We start from the raw sequence: 23914 nt of genomic DNA on the forward strand, positions 1-23914 counted from the left end.
ACCGCCGAGACCACGGAAGGCAGGAGACATGGGCACCGGTGGTTTCACCGTTGCGTCGTTCAACGTCAACGGGATCCGGGCCGCGCGTCGTCGGGGCTTCGACGCCTGGCTTGCCGGACGGCAGCCCGACGTGGTCGGACTGCAGGAACTCCGGTGTGGCATCGACGACGTCGGCGACTTCGACGGCTATCACGCCTCGATCGACGTCGGAACCATCGCGGGACGAAACGGCGTCGCAGTGCTCACCCGACGCGAGCCGGCCGCGGTGCGCACCTGGCCGACCCATCCGCCGAAGGCCCGCGGACTGCCCGCCTTCGCTCACGAAGGCCGCTACATCGAGGTCGACCTGGCCGATCGTCCGCTGACCGTCGCCAACATCTATCTGCCCAAGGGCGGGCTCCCAGCCGAGTTGCAGCGCCCCGGCTCGCTGCGTGAACCGCCCGACGGGGGCGCCAAACACGCACGCAAGCAACGGTTCCTGGCCGGGTTCACCCGTGAGCTGGCGCGCAACCGGCTCGCCGCTCGCCGCGCCGGCCGGGAGTTCCTCCTCCTCGGTGACCTCAATGTGGCGCACCTCGAGCACGACGTCACCAACTGGCGCGCGGCCCGAAAGATGGAGGGCTTCCTGCCCGAGGAACGCGCCTGGTTCGGCGAGATCACCGGTCCACGCCGGCTGGTGGACGTCGTCCGCGCGCTGCACGGCGACCGCCCGGGGCCGCTCACCTGGTGGAGCTGGGCGGGGGAGTCGTTCGTCAAGGACGTCGGGTGGCGCATCGACCACCAACTCGCCACGCCCGCACTGGCCCGGCGGGCGCGCGTCGTGGCGGTCGACAAAGAGGCGGCGCCCGACGTCCGGCTGTCCGATCACGCCCCGCTGGTCGTCGAGTACGCCGACCTCTGAAAAGTCTCACTCCCATCTCCGTATCCGCTCATGTTCTCCGCGTGAGCGGGAACGGAACGGAAGAGCGGAAACGGCATGGGCCGGCCTTCCGTTTAGGTCGTTGGGGCAGCCCCTACCTCATCCCGAGGAGCTCGAAATGGCTGGGTAAACCACCGGATACCCCGCGCTGGCAGGCGAGCAACACCGCTCCTGGGACAACGAGTACGTTGCCGGAACTGTCCGCCCCGCAGGGTGAAGGCCACTCCATGACGCGACCGTCACGGTCGAAAGTCGCGACATGAAACGCGAGTGCAGAGAACGGACGCGACGCCGCCGTCACCATCATGCTGCCCACCCGCGCCCAGGCGTTCGCAGGAATGCCACCACCGTCCGGATGTAGTACACCGTCAAACCCTGTGAGCCAACGAGATTCTGCAGTTCCGAGATCGACTATGTGTATACGCGCCGGGGAGTATTCCTGATCGACTTCGACAAGTTCCCCTGCCCGCCGCCTCCCCAGATCGGCCAATCCGGCTTGTGCCCTGCCCGGAACGGTCTGGACGGAGGATTCCGTAACGTCAATCAAAAGCAACTGCGTGATCAAGGGCCCACTCGGCGGGTCCGCGATCGTCTGAACCAGGAGCCGGTCGGAGTATGTAGCAAGAACTCTGGCTTTGACCTTGCGACCGGGAGGGGAGCCCACACGAGCGGGCAGTTCGATGACCCGCTCTTCGCCCGTACGGGCGTCGTACACCCGTAGGGGGGTGGTCGGCGCAGAGTTGGACGGAGCAGTGCAATTGTCGACGACGATGCCCGACCTTGTCGACGTGACGGAGACATAGTAGAGCGGACAACCGGGGCTGCGCTCCCACAACAGCTCGCCGGTCCCTGCGTCAAGTGCAGCGAACGAGTCTGTTCGATCGTCGAAGTCGGTTCTCACAACGACGATTCCTGGAGAATCCAACGAACGCTCCACCACCCGCCAGTGGCCGGCGCGCATCCACAAGACCTGGCCGGTCATCGCATCGATCATGACCATGTGATGTCGCGCTTCCTCGAGCTGGAGGCAGTTGGTGAGGATCTTACTGACCGGTCCGATACCGCTGGATTCGATGGTTAGAAAACTCGTCCCACAACCAGCGGGTAGCGACTCTCGCGTCACACGCCAGCGGATCGAGCCGTCGGTGCCGTCATAGCCGACGATCTCGTCGTCACGTCGCACCACGAAACCTGCCCCGCCCGGAACGACGTCGTCTGCACTCTCGACATCAGTGCGATAGGCGACCCCGGTTCCAAGTGTTGTCGGGGCATCCGGGACCGGAACCGGTGCTGCAGCGAGGCTGGACGGGGGTGCGTATAACCCCGCGATCACAGCGCCGACGACAGCTAGCGCGATCACAGCGACGCCACCGCCGGCCGCGCCGCTCTTAGCCCGATGGTTCCTGCGCACGAAAGGCTTCGAGCCCAGTGCGCTGACGGCAAGAAGCGCCATCGCCATCGCGACAGAGCCGACGAACGTCAGCATCACAGCTGGCTGGGCTGACGATCCGGTTAGGAGCGAATCGACCGTCGACCTCACGGGGAGCGAGTACACAAAGAGCAGGCCGAGCACTGCCAGGACAGCCAAAGTACCGACAATCCCGCCATCGGTTCCGCGGCCCTGCCACGTACGGAGCCCAATGCCCACGACAACCGCGCAGAGAACGGTGAGTGCCGCCGCGATGCTCCCGATGAACACGGTCGCGTCGGTGATGTCGGCGTCGATCACGTCGTAAGAGGCAAGCAGCAGGAGTCCGTAGATAGCGAGTCCGACGGAGCCGAAGGCGAGGCCGACCAGGGCGCCGATCAGCGCAGATCGCCACGGGCCGGCCCGTGGGATGGCGCGGTCAGCCGATTCGTGTCCGTCGGCCGTGGCGTTCGAATCAGCCCCGATTGTGTTGTCCACGCCCACATGACCCCCGTCTGACAGCACCGCGCGACATCGTCGCGAAACACTATCCGACCGAGAGTCGTGCGGGTCGTCTCCATCCCCAAGTCGCCATCAGGTGGCCGCGACCGACACAGAGGCGATACCTCGTCATGAGTCGCGCTGTTCACACCTAGCGCTTTTCGAGCGGAAGTTGACGCGGCTGCCGATTCACGCGACCGTCAGCACCGCTCGCAGGTACTCCCACTCCATCCGTCCGTCGGTGAGATAGCGGTCGGCGTGGGTGGCGATCGCGGCGTCGAGTTCGCCGGCGCGCGCGGGATCGTCGCCGATGTTGCGGTACGCCATGATGGTCGGTCCGTAGTGGGCCTTGAAGAACTCGCGGAACGCCGCGCCGTCGTCGAACTCGCTGATCTCGACGGTCTCGGTGACGAACTCGTGTCCGGTGACACCGGAACCGAACAGCGATCGCACGTGGTCGGCGTCGCCCCAGAGCGGCCCCGGCTGCGCACCGGGCGGTGGTGGCGGGGCGTAGGGCTTCATGACCGCGAACAACTCACCGATGAATCCCGTTGGCGTCCAATTGATCAGGCCGATCCGTCCGCCGGGGCGCACGACGCGGACGAGCTCGTCGGCACACCTCTGGTGATTCGGCGCGAACATGACGCCCACACAGGACGTCGCGATGTCGAAGTCGTTGTCGTCGAACGGGAGATCTTCGGCGTCGGCGGTACGCCACGTGATCGGCAGGTCGCGGTGTCGTGCTTCGCCCACGGCCAGGAGTTCGGGTGTGAGGTCGCTGGCGACCACGTGCCCGCCGGCTTCGGCCGCAGGTACGGCCACATTTCCCGCGCCCGCGGCGACGTCGAGGACCTTGTCCCCGGCAGTGATGTGCAGAGCGTCGACGAGGCGTCGCCCCAGCGGGGCGATCAGGTCGGCGACGGCCGGATAGTCGCCGGAGGCCCACAGTTTGCGGTGGCGGGCCTTGATCTCGGCATCGAACGGGGCGGGTTGCGTCGTGGTCATGATGAGAGTCCCTCGAGTCGTCGGGTGGATGTCCGCGATCGGACACAACGAGCATCCGACGAAGTCCGGTTCACCCTCCAGACCAAGATCTGTACCGGCGGCAGTTCACTTTCTGTACTGGTCATCGGCCGACGACGGGTGTGTACTGGATCGAGGAGGTTTCGACGCGGCGCCTCGCTTCGCTCGGGGCCGGCTCAACCAGCATGAGACGGCGCCTCGCTTCGCTCGGGGCCGGCTCGACCAGCAGTGGGGAGGCTGCGATGACATCGTATGGACAGTTCTGCCCGGTGGCCAAGGCGATGGAGTTGCTCGACGAGCGGTGGACGATCCTCATCGTCCGCGAACTCCTCTTGGGCAGTAGACATTTCAACGAGTTGCGGCGCGGTGTGCCGAAGATGTCACCGGCGCTGCTCACCAAGAGGTTGCGCACGCTGGAACGCGCCGGGGTGATCAGCCGCAGTGAAGTCGGCGGTCGTTCGGTGTACACACTGACGTCGATGGGGGAGGAGCTCACGACCGTCGTGGAGGCGTTGAGCGTGTGGGGTGTCCGCTGGATCGGTGAACTCGGCGATGCCGACCTCGACCCGCACCTACTCATGTGGGACATGCATCGCACCGTCCCGATCGATCGGTGGCCGCGCCGACGGACCATGGTGCAGTTCGTCTTTCGTGATGTCATCGGCAAGGCGGGTACCTGGTGGCTGGTCGTCGCCGGTGGTGAGGCGCAGGTGTGCGACTTCGACCCCGGTTATGAACTCGATGCCACCGTGGCGACCGATCTGCGCACTCTCACCGAGATCTGGCGCGGTGACATCGACTGGCGGCTCGCGCTTGCCGCCGACCGGGTCGAGATCCACGGCCCGGCGGATGTGGCCCGCGACGTGCCGTCGTGGATCGGGCAGAGCATCTCGTCTGCGGTTCCGCGTCCGGCGTGAGAGCGCTGATCCGGCTCAGGCGATGTCCCGGCGGAACGTCGTGTAGCGACCGATTACCGCGAACGCCGCGATGTAGGCGAGCATGACCAGCGCGCCGGCCCATTGCGGGAGCAGGTCGTCGCTGCCGCCGCCCATCGTCGCGAAGAAGCTCGATCCGACGAGGGCGTCGGCCGCGGACCCGGGCAGGAACTTCGACACCGACGAGGTGGCGTCGAACGTCGCCAGGGCGATGCGTGCGATGGGTTCGACGAGTTGGGTGAAGGCCAGCAGGATGACGATGGCGGCGACCTGATTGGACACCACCGCGCCGAACGCCACGCCCATCGCTGTCCACAGCACCATCACCAGCATCGACAGGCCGATCACCTCGAGGGTGGAGCTGTCGTCGAGGAATGCGCCGTCCCCGACCGTCGCGAGGATCGGTGCGGCAGTCGCGACGACCGCCAGCGTGCCGAGGACGCCGTAGAGCAGGCCCATCGGGATTCCGGCGATCAGCTTGGCCACCAGCAGGATTCCGCGTCGTGGTTCGACGAGCAGGCTCGCGGTGATGGTCTTGTGTCGGAATTCCCCGGTCACCGCGAGGCTGCCGATCACCAGCGCGAACACGTAGCCGATTGGGCTCGTGAGCGCGTAGATCGAGCGTGCCAGGTCGGCGCCGACCAGGGTCGTCGGTTGTTGCATCGCGTTCTCGGTGGTCATCGAGAAGGCCAGTGCCACACCGATGAAACCCAGGTAGACGACCATGGCGATGAGCAGCACCCACCACATCCTGGTGGAGGTGAACTTGCGGTACTCGGCGATCAGCGCGGCCCTCATCGGATCACCTCCGGCGAAGTCGGGCCAGCGGTCGGGGGACCGGGTGGACCGCTCGGGAAATGACTGGTCGGTGCGTCCGACGACTTCGTGAGGTGCAGGAAGACCGCCTCGAGATCGGCGCCGACGTCGGCGAGCTGGTGGAGTTCGATGCCCGCGCCGAAGGCCGCGCTGCCGACCGTGGCAGCGCTCACCCCGGGAATCCGGAAACCATCGTGTGTGTCCTCTAGGTGCCACCCGTGTTCGCCCGCGAGCGCGACGAACGACGCACGTGACGGGGTTCGCACCACGACCGCGTGTTCGGCCAGGGCCTCGAAGTCGGACAGCGTCGACGCCCGAACCAGTTTGCCGTTGCCGATCACCACGACGTCGTCGACGGTGCTCCGCACCTCGGCGAGGACATGGCTGGAGACAAGCACCGTCCGTCCCTCGTGGGCGAGGGAACGGAGCAGACCGCGTAGCCACACGATGCCCTGCGGGTCGAGGCCGTTGGCCGGTTCGTCGAGCAGGATGATCTGCGGGTCGCCGAGCAGTGCGGTGGCCAGACCGAGCCGCTGTCGCATACCCATCGAGTAGCCGCCGACCCGGCGGTCCGCGGCCTGGGACAGTCCGACGAAGTCGAGCACCTCCCGGCACCGCGACGTCGGGACCCCGACCTGCGGGGCGAGTGCCTTCAGATGCCCGAGGCCGGTGCGTCCGGGATGGAAGCTCGACGCCTCCAGGGCGGCGCCGACGTGCTGGGCAGGCTGGGGGATCTGCCGGAACGGGCGGTCGCCGATGAGTGCGCGGCCTGCCGTCGGCTCGACCAATCCCAGGAGCATGCGCAGCGTGGTGGTCTTGCCCGAGCCGTTCGGTCCGAGGAACCCGGTGACGCGGCCGGGGGCAACCGTGAACGACAGATCGTCGACCGCGGTCAGGCTGCCGAACCGCTTGGTGAGGCCGTCGATCGTGATCGCAGGTGACTCCATCGGTGCCTTCCGTAGGTGATGTGCGCACTCACGCTATCAATGTCGGCCGGTGCCTTCGGGGGTTCGACGCCGCATCCTCGAACACGTTGCGGTGCAGTGTATTCCGGATGACCCGCGTGTCGTCAGAGCCAATCGCGCCGGCGGAACGAAACATACAGTCCCACAACCAGGATGAGGATCAGGGTGACGCTGGTGATGAAGCCGGCCGCCTTCTCGAAACCGGGGAACGGCACGTTCTGTCCGTAGAAGCCGGTGATGGCGGTCGGCACGGCGATGATCGCCGCCCACGCGGTCAGCTTCTTCATGACCGTGTTCAACCGGGCGTCGGCGAGGGTCAGGTTGGTCTCGAAGACGGTGGTGATCATGTCCCGCAACGACTCCGTCCACTCCGACGCACGCAGTGCGTGGTCGTAGAGATCGGAGAAATGCGGGTCGAGCTCGGGTGGCGCCTGGTTGTCGAACCGCCGTCGCTGGATACCGGCGATCACCTCACGCATCGGCAGGACGACCCGTCGTAGGACGACGAGGTCCTTGCGCAGGTCGTAGGTTCGGCGCTGCAATTCGCGACCGGGGATCCGCTCGTCGAACAGCAGGGCCTCGAGACCCTCGATCTCGTCGTCCAGGCGCTGCACGGCGTCGAAATGCCCGTCGACGACGACGTCGAGCAAGCCGTGTACGAGCGCGCCGATCCCGTACTGCATGGCCCCGCTGTCCGACCATCTGCGAACGACCTCGTCGATGTCGAGTGCCGGGGTCGGTCGCACGGTGATGAGCGCGTTGTGTTTGACGAAAACCGAGATGCGGTGCAGGTCGAACATCCGCGCCCGACCGTTCGCGGACGAGCGGAACTCGGTCGCCGTGGAACCGCGGTCCTGGTCGTCCTGGTCGTCCTGGTCGTCGGACGGTGTGTCGCCGTCGTGCAGTGAGACCGCGTAGACCATCACGAAGGTGTGCCCGGTGTAGGTGACGGTCTTCACGCGTTCGGCCGCCGCGACGGTGTCCTCGATCGCGAACGGATCGAGATCGAGTTCGGCGGCGAGCCGGGACAGCGTCTCGTGCGTCGGACATTCGATATCCGCCCAGATCAGCTTGTCCGAATCCTCGAGACAGGTGGATATCTCCCCGAGGTCGAAGCCGTCCACCGGCTCCCCGTTCCGCCAGATCTGACCGCGGATGCGTTCGACGCCGCGAGGTTCCGACACGTCAGAGGGCACAGTCATGTGGCCATCGTGACACCGCCGGACGTGTTCCGGCGGTGCGACAGGCAGTCGCGATGTCGGCCACACCGGATGGTCGTCGTCCGCGGGTAGCATCGAGATCGGTGTCTGTGGACGGGCGCGGGCACCGATTCTCCAGGTAAGGCGGCGACGACATGGTCGACAGCAATCCCCGCGGACATCGGTTGATGCCCGCGCGCACGAGCGAACAGATCCGCGAGTGGTGCGATCGTTCGGCGGTGCCGGGTGAACGTCGTGAGCTGTCGGACACCGCAGCGCTGCTCATCGCGTCCGGATATCTCACCCCGGGTGGTCGGGCGATCGTGGTGCGCCGGATCTCCACCGGCCGGCCGATGCCGTCGATGTCCGCGGGTTTCGGCGACCTCCGCCGCCTGCAGCGCGCGATCGTCCAGATCGAACACCAGCTGTCGAGTCCGGTCGTGCCCGGCGTGGTCGGCGCCGTGATGCGCAACCGGCTCAACGGCCTGCAGCGGCGCCGCGAGGACGCCCGGAAACAGATCGTCGCCGCCAAGGGCGTGTTCGCCTCCGGAACCAGGGCGATCCGGCGCGAGCGTCGGGAGAACGTCTATCTCGAGATCGAGGAACGAGACCGCCTGTTCGCCGGTCTGCTGTGCACCCCGACCCCCAACGTCAACACGTCGAGCTACGTCCGACGCGCCGGAACCGCCGCCTTCGACCGGATCGCCGGTGTGGTCGGCCAGGTGGCCGCGAAGTCGGGCAACTCACAGGCGGGGCAGTGGGCTGACCAGTTCCTGTCCGGCGTGCGCGAGGCGCCGGGCGGTCCATCCCCGGCCGGAGCGCCGCGCGCCGCGGCCTTCGTCGACGGCTACGAGACGCTGTTGTTCATCACCGGTCATTACTACGACCGCATCCTCGGCAACCCCGCGTGGCGCTCCGACCACTTCGAGGTCCAGCGCACCCAGGTGAACCTGCACGCCGAGGTCGCCGAGATCGCCGCCGACGTCATCGCGCTGCGAGCCGTGCGCATCGATCTCGACCGGGCCAAGCGAAACGGCGGCTTCGACCGCACCTTCGCCGCGCAGATCGATCAGCGGGAGACGACGCTGCGGCCGGTGTGGACCGAGCTCATCGACCGCGTCCAGGCGCTCGGGGAGGTGGCGCACGTCGTCGAGTCCGCGGCCGTCGAACTCCAGGTTCTCGCCGAGTACAACAAGGCGGCCACCCTGGACGATCGCATCGACGCGCTGATCGCGAGGTCGGGAGACCGGGAGATCTCCGTCGACAACGCCAAACGTCTCACCGAGCAGGTCCGCAGCGGCGAGGAGCAGTTGCGGATCTATCGAGATGTGTTGCAGGGCAACATCGCCCGAATCTCGCCGGCGGTGCCGCGAGAGCTACCCGCCCGCTACGAGCCGTCGTGAGGCGGCGCTGAGGTAACTCTTCTCGGAGGGTGTCAGCCGCCGCAGGGTGTGCTTCTCGATGTCGACGACGGCCATCTGGGTGCTCGCCACGCACGCCGGCCGGCCGGCGGGTTCGGCTCCGGCGCCGCGGATCTCGTATCCGATGGTGAAGTCCACGGAACGAAAACCTTTGATCCACATCCCGATTCGCAACGGCGAATCGTCGTGGCGCAGCTGGGCCTGATACCGGATGTCGACGTGCACGATCATCGCGCTCGTGATCAGGGGGGCGTAGTCCTCGCCGGCGCTCAACAGCCACGCGATGCGCGCCTCTTCCATCAGCGTGACCATCCGTGCGTGGTTGATGTGGCCGAAGGCGTCCATGTCCGACCACCGCACCCCGACTTCGGCGACGAAGGCGAAGTCCTTCGGGCCGAGTCCCTCGGCCGGCGCTGTCTCGTCCGGTCCGGGGAGTTGATGGTGAACAGAACGTGAACTGGGCATCGTCGACTTTCCTCGGCGGTCCCGGTGTCCGTGAGATGCCGTGGTCACGACCTTCCACTCCGCTGTACGCCGGGTAGTCTGTGAGTCTAGATGTCCGCGCCGCTCGGATTCCGACCGGCGCGGACGCGCACGTGGTGACACGACGGGTCCGGGTGCGCTCGGGGGGACTGTCGGCGAGGGAGTTGGCGAGATGTCGAGGCGGTTGATCGCGGGCCTGGTGTGCCTGATGGTGGGGATTCTGTCGACCCCGGCCATCGCCGACGCTGCTCCCAGACAGGTGGCGCGGATCGCCAAGTCCGAGAAGCTGAGTGCACTGCGTACCGACATCTGGGTGTTCTCGCCGGCGATGAACGAGCGGATCAAGCTGTCGGTGCTCACCCCGGTCGGCGGCTCGACGCCGCGCTCGACGGTCTACATGCTCGACGGCGCGGGTGCCGAGGGCGAGGTCAGCGACTGGATCACCAAGGGCCGGGCCGGTCGCTTCTTCGCCGACAAGAACGTCAACGTCGTGCTCCCCACCGGCGGCAAGGGCACGTTCTACACCGACTGGCAGAAGAAAGACGCGGCACTCGGCAAGCCGATGTGGGAGACCTTCCTCACCAAAGAGCTGCCCCCGCTGATCGACGACAGATTCGACGGCAACGGACGCAATGCGGTCATCGGCTTGTCGATGGGCGGGCAGGCCGCCTTCTCACTGGCCATCCGCCATCCCGAGATGTACACCGGGGTCGCCTCGCTCAGCGGCTGCCCGCCGGTGTCCGGACCGGTCAATGAGGCGTATGTCCGGACCACCGTCGGCCGCGACGGCGGTGACGCGACCAACATGTGGGGCCCGTTCGGTTCCGCGGGCTGGCGCGCGCACGATCCGAGCCTCCATCTGGACCGGCTGCGGGGCAAGAACATCTTCATCTCGGCCGGGTCGGGTGCCATCGGACCTCTCGACCTGCAGCGGCAGATCGACCCGGACGAAGGTCCGCGCGAGGTCGTGACCGCGTCGTCGTCGGCGCTCGAACTGGGCGCCTACCGGTGCTCGCTCGAGTTCGCCATCACGCTGCGCGCCGCGGGGGTGCCCTACACCGACGGATTCCGCCTCATCGGAACCCACACCTGGGCGTACTGGGAGCGCGACCTCGCGGTCCTCTGGCCGACCATCGGTCGCGGGCTCTAGTCCGGCCGCGCCCGCGGGCCGACCCCGAGGGTCAGCTCCGGGGCCCGTCCCAGCTCTCGGCGAACCGCAGGAACACATCGACCTCGTCGGTGTTCGTGACGGTCACCCGCACGCCGTCACCGGCGAAGGGGCGGACCACCACCCCGGCGTCGACGCAGGCGCGTGCGAACTCCGACGACGCCGCGCCCAGGTCGAGCCACACGAAGTTGGCCTGCGAGTCGGGCACCCGGTATCCGGCCTCGCGCAGTCGGGTGGTGACGCGGGCGCGTTCGGCGACGACCGCGTCCGTGCGGACCAGTAGCTGGTCGCCGGCATCGAGGCTGGCCAGCGCCGCGGCCTGCGCGACGCTGCTGACCGAGAACGGGACGTGGACCTTTCCCAGAGCCGTGATGACCTCCGGGTCGGCGATCGCATAGCCCACGCGCAGGCCGGCCAGTCCGTACGCCTTGGAGAAGGTGCGCAGCACCACCAGGTTGGGGAACTCGCGCCGGAGTTCGAGCGCGTCGTACGCCTGGTTCGACGGCAGGCGCAGGTACTCGAAGTACGCCTCGTCGAGTGCGACGACGACATCCGACGGCACGCGCTGCAGGAAGTCACGGAGGTCGGCCGCCTCGACCACGGTCCCGGTCGGGTTGTTCGGGTTGCACACGAAGATCAGCCGCGTGCGGTCGGTGACCGCCTCGGCCATCGCGCGCAGATCGTAGGTCAGGTCGCCGGTGAGCGGGACCTGCACCGGTGTCGCGCCCGCGACGCGGGTCGCGAGGGGGTAGGTCTCGAAGGACCGCCACCCGAAGACCACCTCGTCGCCCGGTCCGCTGGTGACGAGGATGAGGTTCTGGCAGAGGATGACCGACCCGCACCCGACCTGGATCTCGTCTTCGGTGACGCCGAGGCTCTTGGCCAGCGCCGCGGTCAGCTCGACCATCCCGTTGTCGGGGTAGCGGTTCACGGCTGCAGCGGCGGCGGCGATGGCGTCGATGACGCTCGGCAGCGGACCCTCGGTGACCTCGTTGCTCGCGAGCTTCACCGCTCCCGGAAACGTCTTGCCCGGCACGTACACGGGAAGGTCGTCCAGATCGGGGCGGATTCGCAGGCTCACCCGACCAATGTAGGCCGCGGTCGCGTAGGGGCGGAAACCGGCTCTGACCAACCGGTTTGCTTGTGGCCGCGAAGGGTGTGTAACCTTTCGACTCGGCAGTTCGAAAGGACTCCGCCGAGGAGGCGTGCCAGAGCGGCCGAATGGGACTCACTGCTAATGAGTTGTCTCGCTAAAACGGGACCGGAGGTTCAAATCCTCTCGCCTCCGCCAACCGCAGTCGGCCGACCGCGGTACAACTGAAGAGCACGACAACTGAATATCACGCGCCCGTAGCTCAACGGATAGAGCATCTGACTACGGATCAGAAGGTTTGGGGTTCGAATCCCTACGGGCGCACCACAGAGGCCCGTCACCGATCCCGGTGGCGGGCCTCTTCTGTGCACGCCGGAACCCTGGGTGGGTGGACGAGGTGCCGGTGCACACGTTCTGGGTCACGGCGAACATCGGCCGGCGATCGGAGTGGCCCGTCGGTTCCGATGATCTGCCGTGATGCCATCCATCCTCGCCGGTGTCCGTGGCGTCGACACGAGTACGGCACTACCCCAATCGGTGCGGGGGCGACTACGCGCGGAGGATCACCAGCTGCTGTGTCGCCCGTGTCATCGACACGTAGCGGTCGACGGCACCCTCGGTCCCGGGGCCGAACGAGTCCGGATCGACGAGCACCACGAGATCGAATTCGAGTCCCTTGGCGAGCGTGGGGGTCAGCGACCGCACGCGCTCGGTCCCCGCGAAGTCCGGTTCGCCGATCACGCATGCGATCCCGTCTCGATGTGCCGACGTCCAGTCGGCGATCACCGTGTCGAGGTCGGCGCGAACGCCGAATGTCACCGGAATGCCCGACCGCCGAACCGAAGTCGGGACATTCGCATCGGGAAGCGCCGCGCGGATGACGGGTGCGGCCGCATCCATGATCTCCTCCGGGGTCCGGTAGTTGATCGTGAGTCCCGCCTCGGTGACGTCACCCAACCCGACGCGACGAAGTCGCTCTTCCCACGATTCGGTGAACCCGCGCCGGGCCTGCGCGCGGTCTCCGACGACGGTGAAACTCTTCGACGGACAGCGATCGATCAGCATCTGCCACTGGGCGTCGGTCAGTTCCTGGGCCTCGTCGACGACGATGTGCGCGAACGGCCCGGCCAGCGGCCCGGCGGTCTCACCGACGATCTCGTCCCCGAGGTTGTCGCGCAGGTTCTCGTGCCGCAGCATCGCCATCAGTCCCTCGCCGTCGTCGTGGACCTCCGCGGCGATCAGGTCGTCGACCACGCGGTCGATCTTCTCGCGCTCGGCCGTCATGGCCGTGCGCTGCCTGCGACGTCGGGCCGGCGCCGCCGGATCCCCGATTCGCCGATGTGCGCGGTCGAGGACCGGCAGGTCTGCATCGGTCCAGGCGTGCGGGGTGGCGCGCTGGAGCACGCGTACCTCGGCGGGGGACAGCCACGGCGCGCACATGCGGAGGAATGCCGGCACCGACCACAGGTCACCGACGATCTCGGCGGCGTCGAGCACCGGCCACGCGCGCGAGAATGCCGTCACGAGTTCGTCGTTCGCCGCCAACGCACGACGCAGCGCGTGGTGGGGCACGTCGTCGTCGTGTCGCGAGGCGATGATGGACACCAGTTCCTCCCACACCTCGTCGCGGGCATCGTTGTGCGCTGTACCGTGTTCCGGCACGTCGAAGGCGTCCGCCCAATCGGTCGGTGTCAGAGTCGTCTCCGCCCACGGAGTCTCGACCACCAAGGGCGTCGTGGGCGGTTGTTCGTAGAATCTCACCGCCGGTTCGACCGCCTCAACCATCCGAACCGATGACTTCAATCGCGCCACGTCGACGTCGGTTTCGGTTGTCGCCGAACCACCTTCGACGACGAAATCGGTGAGAGTGCATGTCTGGACGCTCTCCTCGCCGAGACTCGGCAGCACATCGGCGACATAGGAGAGGTAGGGCCGGTGGGGTCCGACGACGAGCAGCCCGCCGCGATTGCCCGCAAGGCGCGGATCGGCGTAGACGAGGTAGGCGGCACGATGCAGCGCGACGACGGTCTTGCCGGTCCCGGGACCACCGTCGACGACGAGGGCGCCGTGCGAGCCGGCTCGGATGATCGCGTCCTGATCGGTGGCGATGGTGCCGAGGACATCTCGCATCCGCGGGGAACGACTGGCGCCGAGGTCGGCGAGGAAGGCCGACTGCTCGTCGAGCGCGGCGTGCGAGGCGAGCACCGCGGGGTCGTCGACGAAGACCTCGTCCCAGTAGTCGGTGATCCGGCCGTGCGTCCAGCGGTAGCGGCGTCGGCTCACCAGTCCCATCGGGTCTCGACGGGTGGCGGCGAAGAACGGCGCGGCCAGCGGGGTGCGCCAGTCGACGAGCAGGGTCTCGCCGGCAGAGTCCGTCAGTCCGAGCCGCCCGACGTACAGGATGTCCCCGTCGTCGCGGACCAGCCGGCCCAGGCACAGGTCGAGGCCGAAGCGCCGTAGGGATCGTATTCGAGAGCCGAGCTGATGGATCTCCATGTCGCGGTCGACGGCCCGCCGCCCCTTGCCGCCGGCTTCGCGCAGCAGTCCTTGCAGGCGTTCCTCGGCGTCCGTCAGAGTGCGCCGCAGACTCGTGGTGATCGAGGTGAAATGTCGGGTGTCGTCGGCGATGAGGACGGGATCGTTCTTCGGGGACAGTTGGTCGGGGAGGGCGAACACAACGGTGGTCGTCGGACTCACGTCGGCAGGGGCTTCGGGGACTGAGGGCACAGATGGGGCTCCGAATCGGCAGGCGGCGGGGTTGTCTCGGCAGGTGAGAGAGCGATTCTGCACCGCGAGGGGGGCCTTGCGGCAAGCCCCTGTCCAGGGCTTATGGTGAAAGGGGAAAAGAGATCGCCGCCCGCGCGGGTGAAGCGGACTCCAGTCCCACTTGACCCGATCAGCCCATCACCTGTTGCAGCCTGGTGTGCTGTATGTGAAAGTACTGTCAGTTCACTACGGTGAACTCCTATCGGTGGGGCCTGTCAGGGGGCTGCCGCCCCCGAAGATCTGGGGGTGGGGCGGCAGCGCGGCCACGGTTCTCCATTCCCGGTCATCTCTCCCGTTCCGGGACTCATTCGACCAACTGGTCCTTTGTCACCGTGGCGTCGTCGTGGCCTGCGGCTTTCCGATCGCCGAGATGAGCATCCGAACTCGCGTCGTAAGGTCGGAGATGGAATGACACGCGGCGTCGCGCCGGTCCGCCCGGTTGCAGCCGGTGCCTCGACGCGTCGTCGACGACGACGCTCACGATCTCGACCGGAGGCCGACGATGGGACAGCCGTACGGGGGCCGTGACCCCGGCGCCCGCGATCCGCGGCACCGCGACGATGCCGGCGGTCAGACCGGCGGGTCCCCGCGTGATCTGTACGGACAGCCCGTCGCACCGCAGCTCTATCCGCCGCTCGGGTACGCCTCCGACGGCACCCCGCTGTTCCGTCCCGGCCAGCCGACGAACACCGAGCTGACCATGGCCGAGCGCGCCGAGCGTGCCGAGGGCGAGCGGATTGCGACCGCCGAGCGGGAGGCCGACGACGCGGACGGCCGGGCGGGTTCCCGCGTTCTCGGAGTACCCACCGCGACCCTGGTCCTGACCTCGGGGATGGTGGTGCTGCTCGTGGTGGCCTTCGTCGGATTCCTCGGACTCCGTCAGGGGGCCGAAGAACCCCTCGCGGATTCGCCGCTCACCACCGACACGATGCCGATCCCTCGTACCTTCGAACCGCCCAGCCTCACCCCGCCCGAGCCGGGACAACAGCTCCCGGGGCAACCCGGTGAGCGGATCGACCCGCAGAACAAACCGGTGACCTACGAGGCGACCATCGACGGGCAGGCCACCATCCTGTACGTCGACGATGCCGGGTTGCGCTCCGAGTTCGCCCCGACGAATCCGTGGACCGTCCAGTTCACCGGCGGGATCAATCCGCTGCGTCTGCTGGTGATCGCGGGGACGGGTAGTGCGGTGACCTGCTCGATCACCGTCGACGGCGAGGTGGTGGTGGAGGACACGGTGACGCCGTCGTCCACCCGTCGCACCGCGTCCTGCATCGCCTGAGCCGTCACGTTCCCGTCACCGCGAATCCCGCGTGTCGGTGGGGTGACCTGCTCGTCCGATGTGTGATCGGGGCCGTGGCTCGCTACCTTGGTCACGTGAGTTCCCCGCAGACAGCCCCAGACAGTGGTCAGTCTTCCGCCCCCAACGACGAGTTCAAGACGATGCTCACGTGGCGGGGCGAAGACACCGATCGACTCGAACAGGTCCGCCTGGTCGTGTCCGGCGCGCGCCTCAAGGCATACGGACGGATCATCGCCGCGGCGACCGCCGACCACGAGGCGTTCTCCGCGTCCTATGAGCTGCAGACCACCGACGCCGGTGTGGTCAAGCGGCTGACCGTGCACCTGGTGCGCGCGGACGGGGAGACGCAGTTCGGCATCACCCGCGACGACGAGGGCACGTGGCTGATCCGACGCCCCGACGGCGAGACCACCCGCTCTGATTTCGACGGCGCCGAAGACGTGGACCTCGCGCTGTCGCCCATGTTCAACTCTCTGCCGATCCGACGCCGCGGCCTGTCGGCGTCGACGCCCACAACGGTCGAGGTCCCGGTCGCCTACATGTATCTGCCCAGCGGCGACGTGAAGCCGGCGACAATGTCGTACACCCCGGGCAAAGACGGATTCCGCGTGGTGTCGCCGCTCGCGACGACGACGATCACGGTCGACGAGAACAACTTCGTCGTCGACTATCCGGGTCTCGCGCGGCGCGTCTGAGCCCTGCCCGGGTTCAGCCCACCCACACCCGGCCCTGGTGGGCCTGACGGCGGAGTTCCTGCTGCCAGCCGTCGTCGCCGACGGTCACCCCGGAGATGACCTCCGCGGTCCCGGAGTGCAGCTGCTCGTACGCAGCCCGGGCGCGGTGTCCGTCGTCGACGAGCACTTCGACGGTTCCGTGGTCGCGCAGTTCGTCGCGCACGGCGATGAGGCGGTCGATGGTCTCGCTGAGGACGTTGAGCACGGCGATGCCGTTGGCCTCGATCATCGCCCGCTGCAGGGCGGGTGCCGTGCCGGCGACCCGGGTGCCGTCGCGGAAGCTACCGGCCGCCAGGCGCAGCGCGAGGTCGCTCTCACCGGCCCCGACGGCGGCCGTTGCCGCGGCGGTCAGGTGCGGTAGATGGGAGATCGCCGCGACCGCCCGATCATGCGCATCGGGGGCGACCGGCACCACCCGTGAGCCGACGGCCACGGCGAGCGCGGCCACCGTGAGCCAGTCGTCGGACGGGGTGTCGTCTGTTGTGGTGACGGCCCACATGGCTCCGTCGAAGAGGGTCGCGTCGGTTGCTGCCCAGCCCGACGAGCTGGTCCCCGCCATCGGATGACCGCCCACATACCGCCCACCGGGATGCAGGTGGGCGAGGACGCGCGCGACTTCCTGCTTGACGCTGATGACGTCGGTGACAAGGACCTCGGGGGCGTGCTCGGCGATGGCGGTCACCAGCGGCTCGATCGTCGTCACGGGTGTCGCCAGCACGACCAGTGCGTCCGACGACGCCGCGCGGCCAAGTGTCGCAACGAGATCCGAGGACGCGTCGTATCCGTCGCGCGTGGCGGCATCGACGGTCGCCGTCGACCGGTTGTAGCCGAACGCCTCGTGTCCGGCGTCGTGCAGGGCCCGCACGAGCGAGCCGCCGATCAGGCCCAGGCCCAGCACGCATACCGGTCGGGGGAGGGTGAGAGCGGGGGACGACGGCGCGGCAGTCACCCTGACACGTTCCCATACCGGTCACGCACGGTGAACCGGGACTTGGGAGTACCGGTGATAGGGGCTACGGTTTCCTGCATGGCCGGTGCCGGATTTGGGAAGTCGGGGTCGAACGCGCAGGACGTGGACGACGACATCGACGGTTTTGCCGTGGCGGTCGTACGCGACGAGAGTGGCTGGAAGGTCACCGCGATGAAGCCGTCTGCGCTCTCCGACCTCGAGGACGCCGAAACCCAATTGCGTGAGCTGCGTTCCGCGGGCGCGGTGTTCGGGCTCCTCGATGTCGACGACGAGTTCTTCATCATCGTGCGGCCGTCCCCGACGGGAGCGCGTCTCCTGATCTCCGACGCGACCGCCTCCGTCGACTACGACATCGCGGTCGACGCGCTGGACGCCCTGAACGTCGAGGTGCCCGACATCGATCCGGACGAACTCGACCAGATCGATCCGTGGGAAGAAGGGGATCTCGGGTTGCTCGCCGACCTGGGACTGCCCGACGCGGTCATGAGCGTCATCGTCGGCGACACCGATCTCTACGCCGACGAGCAACTCGGCATGATCGCCGCACGGCTCGGCTTCGCCGACGAGCTGGGCAAGGTCCTCGATTCGCTCGGCCACTGAGCCTGTCGGCATCCGCGCGATGAGTGCGCCCCCCTGGGAATCCATGGTCCGTGCCGCACTCGATGCGGCGACGCTGTCGGGGACCGACGACGTACCCATCGGTGCGGTCGTCTTCGACCCGGAGGGCATCGAATTGGCCCGCGCGGCGAACCGCCGGGAGGCCGATGGCGATCCGACGGCACACGCCGAGGTCCTCGCGCTGCGTGCGGCGGCGCGGGCGTTCGGTGACGGCTGGCGGCTCCCGGGGTGCACGATCGCGGTGACCGTCGAACCCTGCACCATGTGTGCGGGCGCGATCACGCTGTCCCGGGTCGACGCCGTCGTGTTCGGAGCGTGGGAGCCCAAGACGGGTGCGGTCGGCTCATTGTGGGACGTCGTGCGCGATCCACGGCTGTCGCATCGCCCCCAGGTGAAGGGCGGCGTCCTCGAAGACGAGTGCCGCGCGCTCATGGTCGACTTCTTCGCCACCCGCCGACACCCGTGATCGCGCGCGGTCTCGGGGTCGCGCAAGGACAAGATCGGTGAGATCTCAGGGTGCGGACCGGTGGTCGTCGCTGCGCGGTCCTGGCAGATTGGAATGCAGCACCCCGACCCGCGAGGAGTAGTCATGACCGATCCGTCCGACAAGGTGACCGCGGCCTTCGACACCGCCAAGGCCAAGATCAACGAGTTCGCCGAGAGCGGCAAGGTGCAGGAGGCGCTGGGAACCGCCCGCGACAAGATCGACGAGCTCGTCGAGAGCAAGCAGGTCCAGGACGCCCTGGCCACCGCGAAGGACAAGCTCAACGACCTCGCGGAGAACGAGAAGGTCCAGGAGGCGTTCAGCACCGCCAAGGACAAGCTCAACGAGGTGTCGGAGAAGTTCACCAGCCGCTGACAGGCCGCTGACCTGCGTTCCTGCAGCTCAGTGTGCACCTGTGGCACGGTGGGAGGCAGGAGTCCGCTCCTCAGGCGGCGCCAGTGTCGAGCAGCCGGCGCGTCGGTCGTCGCCGAGTTCTTCCACATCGGACGGCACCCGGCCGCGCCGAACCTCAACCCAGGAGGCTTCATGGGAACCACGGACGACGCCAAGAACAAGGCCGAAGAGCTCAAGGGTCGCGGCAAGGAAGCCGCGGGCAGCCTCACCGACGATCAGGACCTCAAGAACGAGGGCAAGGGCGACCAGGCGCAGGCCCAGGGCAAGCAGAAGGTCACCGAGGCCGCCGATGCCGTCAAGGGCAAGATCGACGACGTCAAGAACAAGCTGACCGGCCACTAGTACACCCGCCGCTCGGCGGTGCCCCCTGCTCTGAGGGTAAGGCGATGTCTCTTGCCCTGCTCTGAGGGTAAGGCGATGTCTCTTGCCCTGCTCTGAGGGTAAGGCGATGTCCCCTGCCCTGCTCTGAGGGTAAGGCGATGCCCCCCTGCTCCCTGAGGTGCGAGGAGCGTAAGCGACGAGCCTCGAAGCGCAGGCGACCTGCGTTGTCACACCCGCCTGAGCAGCTGATTTAAGTCTGACCGCAGGTCTGCGGTACAGTCTTCGGCGGTGGCGTGTCCGAGCGGCCGAAGGTGCAGCACTCGAAATGCTGTGTGCGGTAACCCCGTACCGAGGGTTCAAATCCCTCCGCCACCGCCGGAAATGGCCCCCCATCCTCACGGGTGGGGGGCCATTTCGCTGTCCGGGTCTGCGCCGTCGAATCAGCCCAGGCTGAACGGTTTCCCGTACACGGCGATCGACTGCGACACGTTGTCGGTCGTGACGCTCACCTTGGCGTACGACCGGGCCTGTGCGTAGCCGGCGCAGCCGTTCACCATCATGGTCTCGTTGGTGTAGGCGAGAGTTCCCTTGCCGCCGGCGAAGCTGATCGACGACGAGTGGCCGGCCGCGCCGAACGCGTCCTTGTACTCGCGGTCGTTGATCACGTAGTTGACGGCCTGGCCGGGGCCGATGGTCACGCCGGCGCCGGTCTCGGCAGTCGCGGTCGCGCTCTGGAGGTCGTAGTTGGGCGCGGAAGCGCCGGCCCGGCTGTTCGAGTTACCGCCGAGCGTGAGCTGGCAGCCGACGATGTAGCCCGCCCCGACGCCGATCTTCGCCGCCTTGTCGGACGTCGACACCACGTACTTGCCGGACACCCACGCATTGCGGTGCAGGGGCGTGCTGCCCATCGACGGGGTGATCCGCGCGGATTCGTTGCTGCGCGTGATGGTCACTGTCGTACCGTCTTTCAACGTCTTCGTGACGGATTGACCGGGGAGTTCGACGACGGTGTCGGCCTGTGCGGGTGCCGCGGTCAACGCGGGTACCAGTGCCGCGCAGGCGAGTGCGGTTGTGGCCGCGAGGATACGGGTGCGCGCGGTGTGGCGCTGGGGGGCGGTCATGGGAGCTCCGATTCGGCGAGTCATGGTCATGGTCAACGGTTTCGCGGTCAGCCGATGGAGAACGGCTTGCCGTAGAGGTTCACCTTCTGGTGCACCTCGCCGGTCGTCTCGATCGTGGTGAACGCACGCGCCTGGGCGTATCCGCCGCAGTTCTGCACATCGATCTGCGCGTCGTCGTAGACGAGGTGGTAGGTGCCGGCCTTCTCGATGTTCTTGGTGTTCAACACCACGAACGTCACGTCGCCTGCAGCCAGCGGAACGGTCAGGGTCCCCGACAGGGACGGTGCGGTCGGGGTCAGCGATCCGGACAGACCGCCTTGGAGGCCCTTGATGTTCACCTGGCATCCGATGATGTAACCGGTGGATAGGGTGGCGGCGGCGCCGTTCGTCGCGGTGCCGTTGCTCCCGGGCAGTGTCGTCTCGCCGGCGGCGCCGACGCTCGGTCCTGCCTTGGCAGGCTTGAGATTCGGTGCATACAGCGTGATCTGACCGCTGACCCAGGTGGTCCTGGACACGCCGTTGGCGGCCATCGAGGCAGACACCCGTGCGCTCTCCTCGGACCGTACGATCCGGATGCCGTCACCGGTCGCGGTGCCGTCCGGTAGGCGGACGAATGCGTCCGCACCCGCCGACGCGGCGCCGGCGAGCAGCGCGGCGGTCACCGATCCGCCGATGAGTGCGGACAGTCCGACGGCCCGCAAGGTTCGTTGTGTCATCTCGTGCTCTCCTCGTTTCATCTACCCGCCCGAGGACGGGATGTCGCATGCGTCGAGAACTCATCGCAGGGGGATGAGCCCGTCAGCTGCGGCAGGGTGGCGATCGTTGGTGAACGTACCCTAAATACGAGATGAGTGAAAAACTATGTAGTGGGGTTGACACGCTCCCGGCTGGTAAAGGTAGCCTAACCTTTGCAAGGCGTGAGAATCTTGCCGGCGCGCGCTGGTGGTGGTCTCGCACGCGAAGGTCTCGAGTTCGGTTGCTTTGCAGGCGAACTCGTCTTACAAGCGGGGACGTGTGATTCGGACACCGGTATCGTGTTCACTGCTGAGCGCAGCCCACGACTCCCACGGTGCGCTGCCCGCGGTGCACACCGGTGATGCCGTCATCGACTACGAACGGTTCTATGAGTCCGTGGAGTGGATGGCCGAGCAGCTGGCCTCCTGCGGGGTCACCCCGGGGAGCCGGGTGGGTCTCGCGATCCACACGGGCTGGGAGTTCATCCTCGCCTGGCATTCACTTCTCGAGGTCGACGCCGTGACCGTGCCGATCGTCCTCGACCCACGCCGCGCACCGGCCGGATCGGACGACATCGGCTTCGTGTTCGCCCACATCGACCAGTGCGTCGAGGTCGAGGACCTCGTCGAAGCCGTTGCGCACCAGAGTCGCTCCCGCGCGATGTACCGGGTTGCCGACGACTTCGTACTCGCCGCTCTCGGCGGACCCGATCCGGTGCGTGGGGAGGGTGGCCTGCTCGCCGACCTCGACGCGGGGTCTCTCGACACTGCGCGCCAACTCGTCGCCGAGGCGGAATGGGTGGCCGAGCACGACGGATTGCATCGTGGTGCACGTGTCGGACTCGAAGGGGATCTCGGCACCCGCGAGACCATGGTCCGCATCCTCGCCTGTGCGTCGGCCGGCGCGTGCGTTGCGGTCGATGCCCCGTTCGGGGTGCCCGACTGGGGAGCCCCGGCCGCTCGGTGACCGGGCGTCCGAAGCCTCAGCGCATCGCGGCGACCCGGTCGGCGAGGTCGGCCTCACGGCGTCGGACGAGGAGGTCGACAACGTCGTCGAGTGTTGAATCCGTTGGGAGCCAGAGCGATTCCGCGAGCACCCGGATGAGGCGAGGTCTGGTGAGCCGTGCCGGGCGACGGCCTATTCGAGTCAGGATGGCGGCGGTCGGCGACGCGGTGGAGAGCTCGGCCCGTCGAACGGCGAACGTGCGCGGCCCGAAGTCGAAGAACACCGGTGTACCCGGTGCGAGTTCGAGTGCGTCGATGAACCGTCGGATCGAACCGGACCGCGCCTGGACCGACGCCCACGTGAAAGTCTGCGTACCCAGCGAGGTCTCGAGGGTAACCGGGGAACCAGGTCCGATGCCGAGGAGGCCGGCGACGGCGCTGGGGATGTTGAATCCCGTTCCGCGACATTGTGCGGGCGTGATCGTCGTGGCCCAGTGCACGAGGTCGTCCTCGCGATACAGACCGCGCGTCCGTCCCGGGGTTCGCCGGGGGCGGTGCGCCCACTCGCGCCGGGTGACGACGCCGCCACGTATCTGGAACTCACCGGCGCCGGCGTATGCGCGGATGGTGGCCTCGCTGACGTCGTGTCGGCCGCGGATCGTCGCGATGACCTCGTCGATAGGTGCGGCCCCGTCACCGTCCGCCAGGATCGCACCGATCTGCAGGTGCACCGGCTCGTATCGCGGAAGGCCCCACTCGGCGAGACCGTAGCGGGTGCGGTCGGTCTTGACGATACGCGAATCCGACGCCAGTGCGTTGCGAATACTGTTGTGGGCGCGCGGAATCGCGGAAGTCGCATCGACGATCTCGGCGAAGGTCATTGCCGCGCCGCGTATCGAGAGCACCGCGGCGACGATCGCGCCCGTGGTCGATCGCGTGGAGATCGCATGACCGTCGATCAGTTCGTACCCCACCCGCCGCAGCCATCGCGCGGCCGAATCGTCGGACAAACCCAGATGATCGGCGATCGTGGTGATCGGAGCCACCCCACCGGGAAGCGCCGCCTCCGAGACGGCCGACTTCGTGAACTCGGCGACCGAGCGCAAGGTGCCCCGGATGATCCAGTCCTCGCTGGTACGCAAACCCGACGCCGCGGCCACCACCCGCCAGCAGGGGGCTTCGGCGTCGCCCACCGGCGATCCCGCGAGAGTCGAGTCCGCGGTGAGCTGGACGGCGTCCGCGAGTGGAGCGGCCCGCAGGTTGATCGTCGCCGACAACTGGGCGAGAGCACGATCCGCGTCGATCAGCGCGGCCAGGCGGTGTCGGATGGACCGGTCGATCTTGGTGACGCGCTCGCGCGACAGGCCGAGGAGGTCGGCGACCTCGGCCTGCGTACGAGGTCTGCCGGCGTAGATGCGCTCGGTGAGTACCCGCCGCTCCTGGTCGGTGAGTGCGGCGTCGAACTCGGCTACCGCGGCGAGCGCGCGCAGGTCGCCCGGGGAACGTCTCGACGACGAGGGTCCGTCGGCGTGCGCGGTCATCGGTGAGGCTTCCTCAACGGGTCTGGGTG

Annotated in this window: 23 protein-coding genes and 3 tRNA genes; 14 read left to right on the forward strand and 12 right to left on the reverse strand. The window is 67.6% G+C overall.

The window, feature by feature from the left end; genetic code table 11:
• Window positions 1-28 precede the first annotated feature (28 nt).
• Window positions 29-901, forward strand: coding sequence for an exodeoxyribonuclease III (locus KTR9_RS02215; protein ID WP_014925029.1), 873 nt, complete (start codon window positions 29-31; stop codon window positions 899-901).
• A gap of 112 nt (window positions 902-1013) precedes the next feature.
• Here the strand turns inward: KTR9_RS02215 and KTR9_RS02220 are convergent, their stop codons facing one another.
• Window positions 1014-2825, reverse strand: a complete 1812-nt coding sequence (locus tag KTR9_RS02220) for an outer membrane protein assembly factor BamB family protein (protein WP_148281137.1) — start codon at window positions 2823-2825, stop codon at window positions 1014-1016.
• A 192-nt stretch (window positions 2826-3017) separates the two neighbouring features.
• Entirely contained in the window at window positions 3018-3833 is an 816-nt protein-coding gene (locus tag KTR9_RS02225) for a class I SAM-dependent methyltransferase (RefSeq protein ID WP_014925031.1), read from the reverse strand.
• A 260-nt stretch (window positions 3834-4093) separates the two neighbouring features.
• Between KTR9_RS02225 and KTR9_RS02230 the strand changes: the two genes are divergently transcribed.
• Window positions 4094-4768, forward strand: a complete 675-nt coding sequence (locus KTR9_RS02230; protein ID WP_014925032.1) for a winged helix-turn-helix transcriptional regulator — start codon at window positions 4094-4096, stop codon at window positions 4766-4768.
• 15 nt (window positions 4769-4783) lie between these two features.
• On the opposite strand, the gene KTR9_RS02235 is transcribed toward KTR9_RS02230, so the two are convergent.
• The 3 genes from KTR9_RS02235 to KTR9_RS02245 all read right to left on the reverse strand — a co-directional run bounded on the left by KTR9_RS02235 (window position 4784) and on the right by KTR9_RS02245 (window position 7769).
• Window positions 4784-5584, reverse strand: a complete 801-nt coding sequence (locus KTR9_RS02235; protein ID WP_014925033.1) for an ABC transporter permease subunit — start codon at window positions 5582-5584, stop codon at window positions 4784-4786.
• The gene (locus KTR9_RS02240; protein ID WP_014925034.1) at window positions 5581-6549 is read right to left on the reverse strand and encodes an ABC transporter ATP-binding protein; all 969 of its coding nucleotides are present in this window, start codon (window positions 6547-6549) and stop codon (window positions 5581-5583) included. Before KTR9_RS02240 ends, KTR9_RS02235 begins: the two co-directional genes overlap by 4 nt.
• A gap of 122 nt (window positions 6550-6671) precedes the next feature.
• Window positions 6672-7769 (reverse strand): magnesium transporter CorA family protein, encoded by a 1098-nt coding sequence (locus tag KTR9_RS02245; protein ID WP_044507516.1) that lies wholly within the window; start codon window positions 7767-7769, stop codon window positions 6672-6674.
• A 152-nt stretch (window positions 7770-7921) separates the two neighbouring features.
• Here KTR9_RS02245 and KTR9_RS02250 point away from each other — a divergent pair, with 152 nt between their 5' ends.
• On the forward strand, window positions 7922-9169 hold the full coding sequence (locus KTR9_RS02250) for a hypothetical protein (protein ID WP_014925036.1): 1248 nt from the start codon (window positions 7922-7924) through the stop codon (window positions 9167-9169).
• On the opposite strand, the gene KTR9_RS02255 is transcribed toward KTR9_RS02250, so the two are convergent.
• Window positions 9143-9652, reverse strand: a complete 510-nt coding sequence (locus KTR9_RS02255) for an acyl-CoA thioesterase (RefSeq protein ID WP_014925037.1) — start codon at window positions 9650-9652, stop codon at window positions 9143-9145. The genes KTR9_RS02250 and KTR9_RS02255 overlap by 27 nt on opposite strands.
• Before the next feature lie 190 nt (window positions 9653-9842).
• On the opposite strand from KTR9_RS02255, the gene KTR9_RS02260 reads away from it, so the two are divergent.
• The gene (locus KTR9_RS02260; RefSeq protein ID WP_014925038.1) at window positions 9843-10820 is read left to right on the forward strand and encodes an alpha/beta hydrolase; all 978 of its coding nucleotides are present in this window, start codon (window positions 9843-9845) and stop codon (window positions 10818-10820) included.
• Between the two features lie 31 nt (window positions 10821-10851).
• Here the strand turns inward: KTR9_RS02260 and hisC are convergent, their stop codons facing one another.
• Entirely contained in the window at window positions 10852-11919 is a 1068-nt protein-coding gene (gene hisC / locus KTR9_RS02265) for a histidinol-phosphate transaminase (protein ID WP_044505683.1), read from the reverse strand.
• A 118-nt stretch (window positions 11920-12037) separates the two neighbouring features.
• Here hisC and KTR9_RS02270 point away from each other — a divergent pair.
• Window positions 12038-12129 (forward strand) — tRNA-Ser (locus tag KTR9_RS02270).
• Between the two features lie 53 nt (window positions 12130-12182).
• A tRNA-Arg gene (locus KTR9_RS02275) sits at window positions 12183-12258 on the forward strand.
• 222 nt (window positions 12259-12480) lie between these two features.
• Here KTR9_RS02275 and helR read toward each other — a convergent pair.
• On the reverse strand, window positions 12481-14628 hold the full coding sequence (helR, locus tag KTR9_RS02280; protein ID WP_044505685.1) for an RNA polymerase recycling motor ATPase HelR: 2148 nt from the start codon (window positions 14626-14628) through the stop codon (window positions 12481-12483).
• 571 nt (window positions 14629-15199) lie between these two features.
• Here helR and KTR9_RS02285 point away from each other — a divergent pair.
• Together KTR9_RS02285 and KTR9_RS02290 are read left to right on the forward strand one after the other, a co-directional pair.
• The gene (locus tag KTR9_RS02285) at window positions 15200-15982 is read left to right on the forward strand and encodes a hypothetical protein (protein WP_014925041.1); all 783 of its coding nucleotides are present in this window, start codon (window positions 15200-15202) and stop codon (window positions 15980-15982) included.
• A 161-nt stretch (window positions 15983-16143) separates the two neighbouring features.
• Window positions 16144-16698, forward strand: coding sequence for a putative glycolipid-binding domain-containing protein (locus KTR9_RS02290; protein WP_010843241.1), 555 nt, complete (start codon window positions 16144-16146; stop codon window positions 16696-16698).
• A 13-nt stretch (window positions 16699-16711) separates the two neighbouring features.
• Here KTR9_RS02290 and KTR9_RS02295 read toward each other — a convergent pair whose 3' ends face one another.
• Window positions 16712-17686 carry a prephenate dehydrogenase gene (locus KTR9_RS02295; protein WP_014925042.1) on the reverse strand — a complete coding sequence of 325 codons (975 nt, stop codon included), beginning with the start codon at window positions 17684-17686 and terminating at the stop codon, window positions 16712-16714.
• 78 nt (window positions 17687-17764) lie between these two features.
• Here KTR9_RS02295 and KTR9_RS02300 point away from each other — a divergent pair, with 78 nt between their 5' ends.
• The 5 genes from KTR9_RS02300 (at window position 17765) to KTR9_RS02320 (ending at window position 19919) form a co-directional block, all read left to right on the forward strand.
• Window positions 17765-18307 carry a tRNA adenosine deaminase-associated protein gene (locus tag KTR9_RS02300; protein WP_014925043.1) on the forward strand — a complete coding sequence of 181 codons (543 nt, stop codon included), beginning with the start codon at window positions 17765-17767 and terminating at the stop codon, window positions 18305-18307.
• 19 nt (window positions 18308-18326) lie between these two features.
• Window positions 18327-18791, forward strand: coding sequence for a nucleoside deaminase (locus tag KTR9_RS02305; protein ID WP_193363218.1), 465 nt, complete (start codon window positions 18327-18329; stop codon window positions 18789-18791).
• 123 nt (window positions 18792-18914) lie between these two features.
• Window positions 18915-19184: a hypothetical protein gene (locus tag KTR9_RS02310; protein ID WP_014925045.1), complete on the forward strand. Its 270-nt coding sequence runs from the start codon at window positions 18915-18917 to the stop codon at window positions 19182-19184.
• 171 nt (window positions 19185-19355) lie between these two features.
• Window positions 19356-19565, forward strand: a complete 210-nt coding sequence (locus KTR9_RS02315; RefSeq protein ID WP_014925046.1) for a CsbD family protein — start codon at window positions 19356-19358, stop codon at window positions 19563-19565.
• 266 nt (window positions 19566-19831) lie between these two features.
• Window positions 19832-19919, forward strand: a tRNA-Ser gene (locus KTR9_RS02320).
• 65 nt (window positions 19920-19984) lie between these two features.
• Here the strand turns inward: KTR9_RS02320 and KTR9_RS02325 are convergent.
• Complete coding sequence (locus tag KTR9_RS02325; protein WP_044505690.1) at window positions 19985-20665, reverse strand: MspA family porin; 681 nt, start codon at window positions 20663-20665, stop codon at window positions 19985-19987.
• Window positions 20666-20712: 47 nt separating this feature from the next.
• The gene (locus KTR9_RS02330) at window positions 20713-21381 is read right to left on the reverse strand and encodes an MspA family porin (RefSeq protein WP_014925048.1); all 669 of its coding nucleotides are present in this window, start codon (window positions 21379-21381) and stop codon (window positions 20713-20715) included.
• A 298-nt stretch (window positions 21382-21679) separates the two neighbouring features.
• On the opposite strand from KTR9_RS02330, the gene KTR9_RS02335 reads away from it, so the two are divergent.
• Window positions 21680-22366, forward strand: coding sequence for an AMP-binding protein (locus KTR9_RS02335; RefSeq protein ID WP_274518057.1), 687 nt, complete (start codon window positions 21680-21682; stop codon window positions 22364-22366).
• A 16-nt stretch (window positions 22367-22382) separates the two neighbouring features.
• Here KTR9_RS02335 and KTR9_RS02340 read toward each other — a convergent pair whose 3' ends face one another.
• A complete protein-coding gene (locus KTR9_RS02340; RefSeq protein ID WP_014925050.1) occupies window positions 22383-23885 on the reverse strand; it encodes a sigma factor-like helix-turn-helix DNA-binding protein in 1503 nt (500 codons plus the stop codon).
• Window positions 23886-23914 lie beyond the last annotated feature (29 nt).

Origin of the sequence: Gordonia sp. KTR9 (assembly GCF_000143885.2) — a bacterium.
Lineage (GTDB): Bacteria > Actinomycetota > Actinomycetes > Mycobacteriales > Mycobacteriaceae > Gordonia.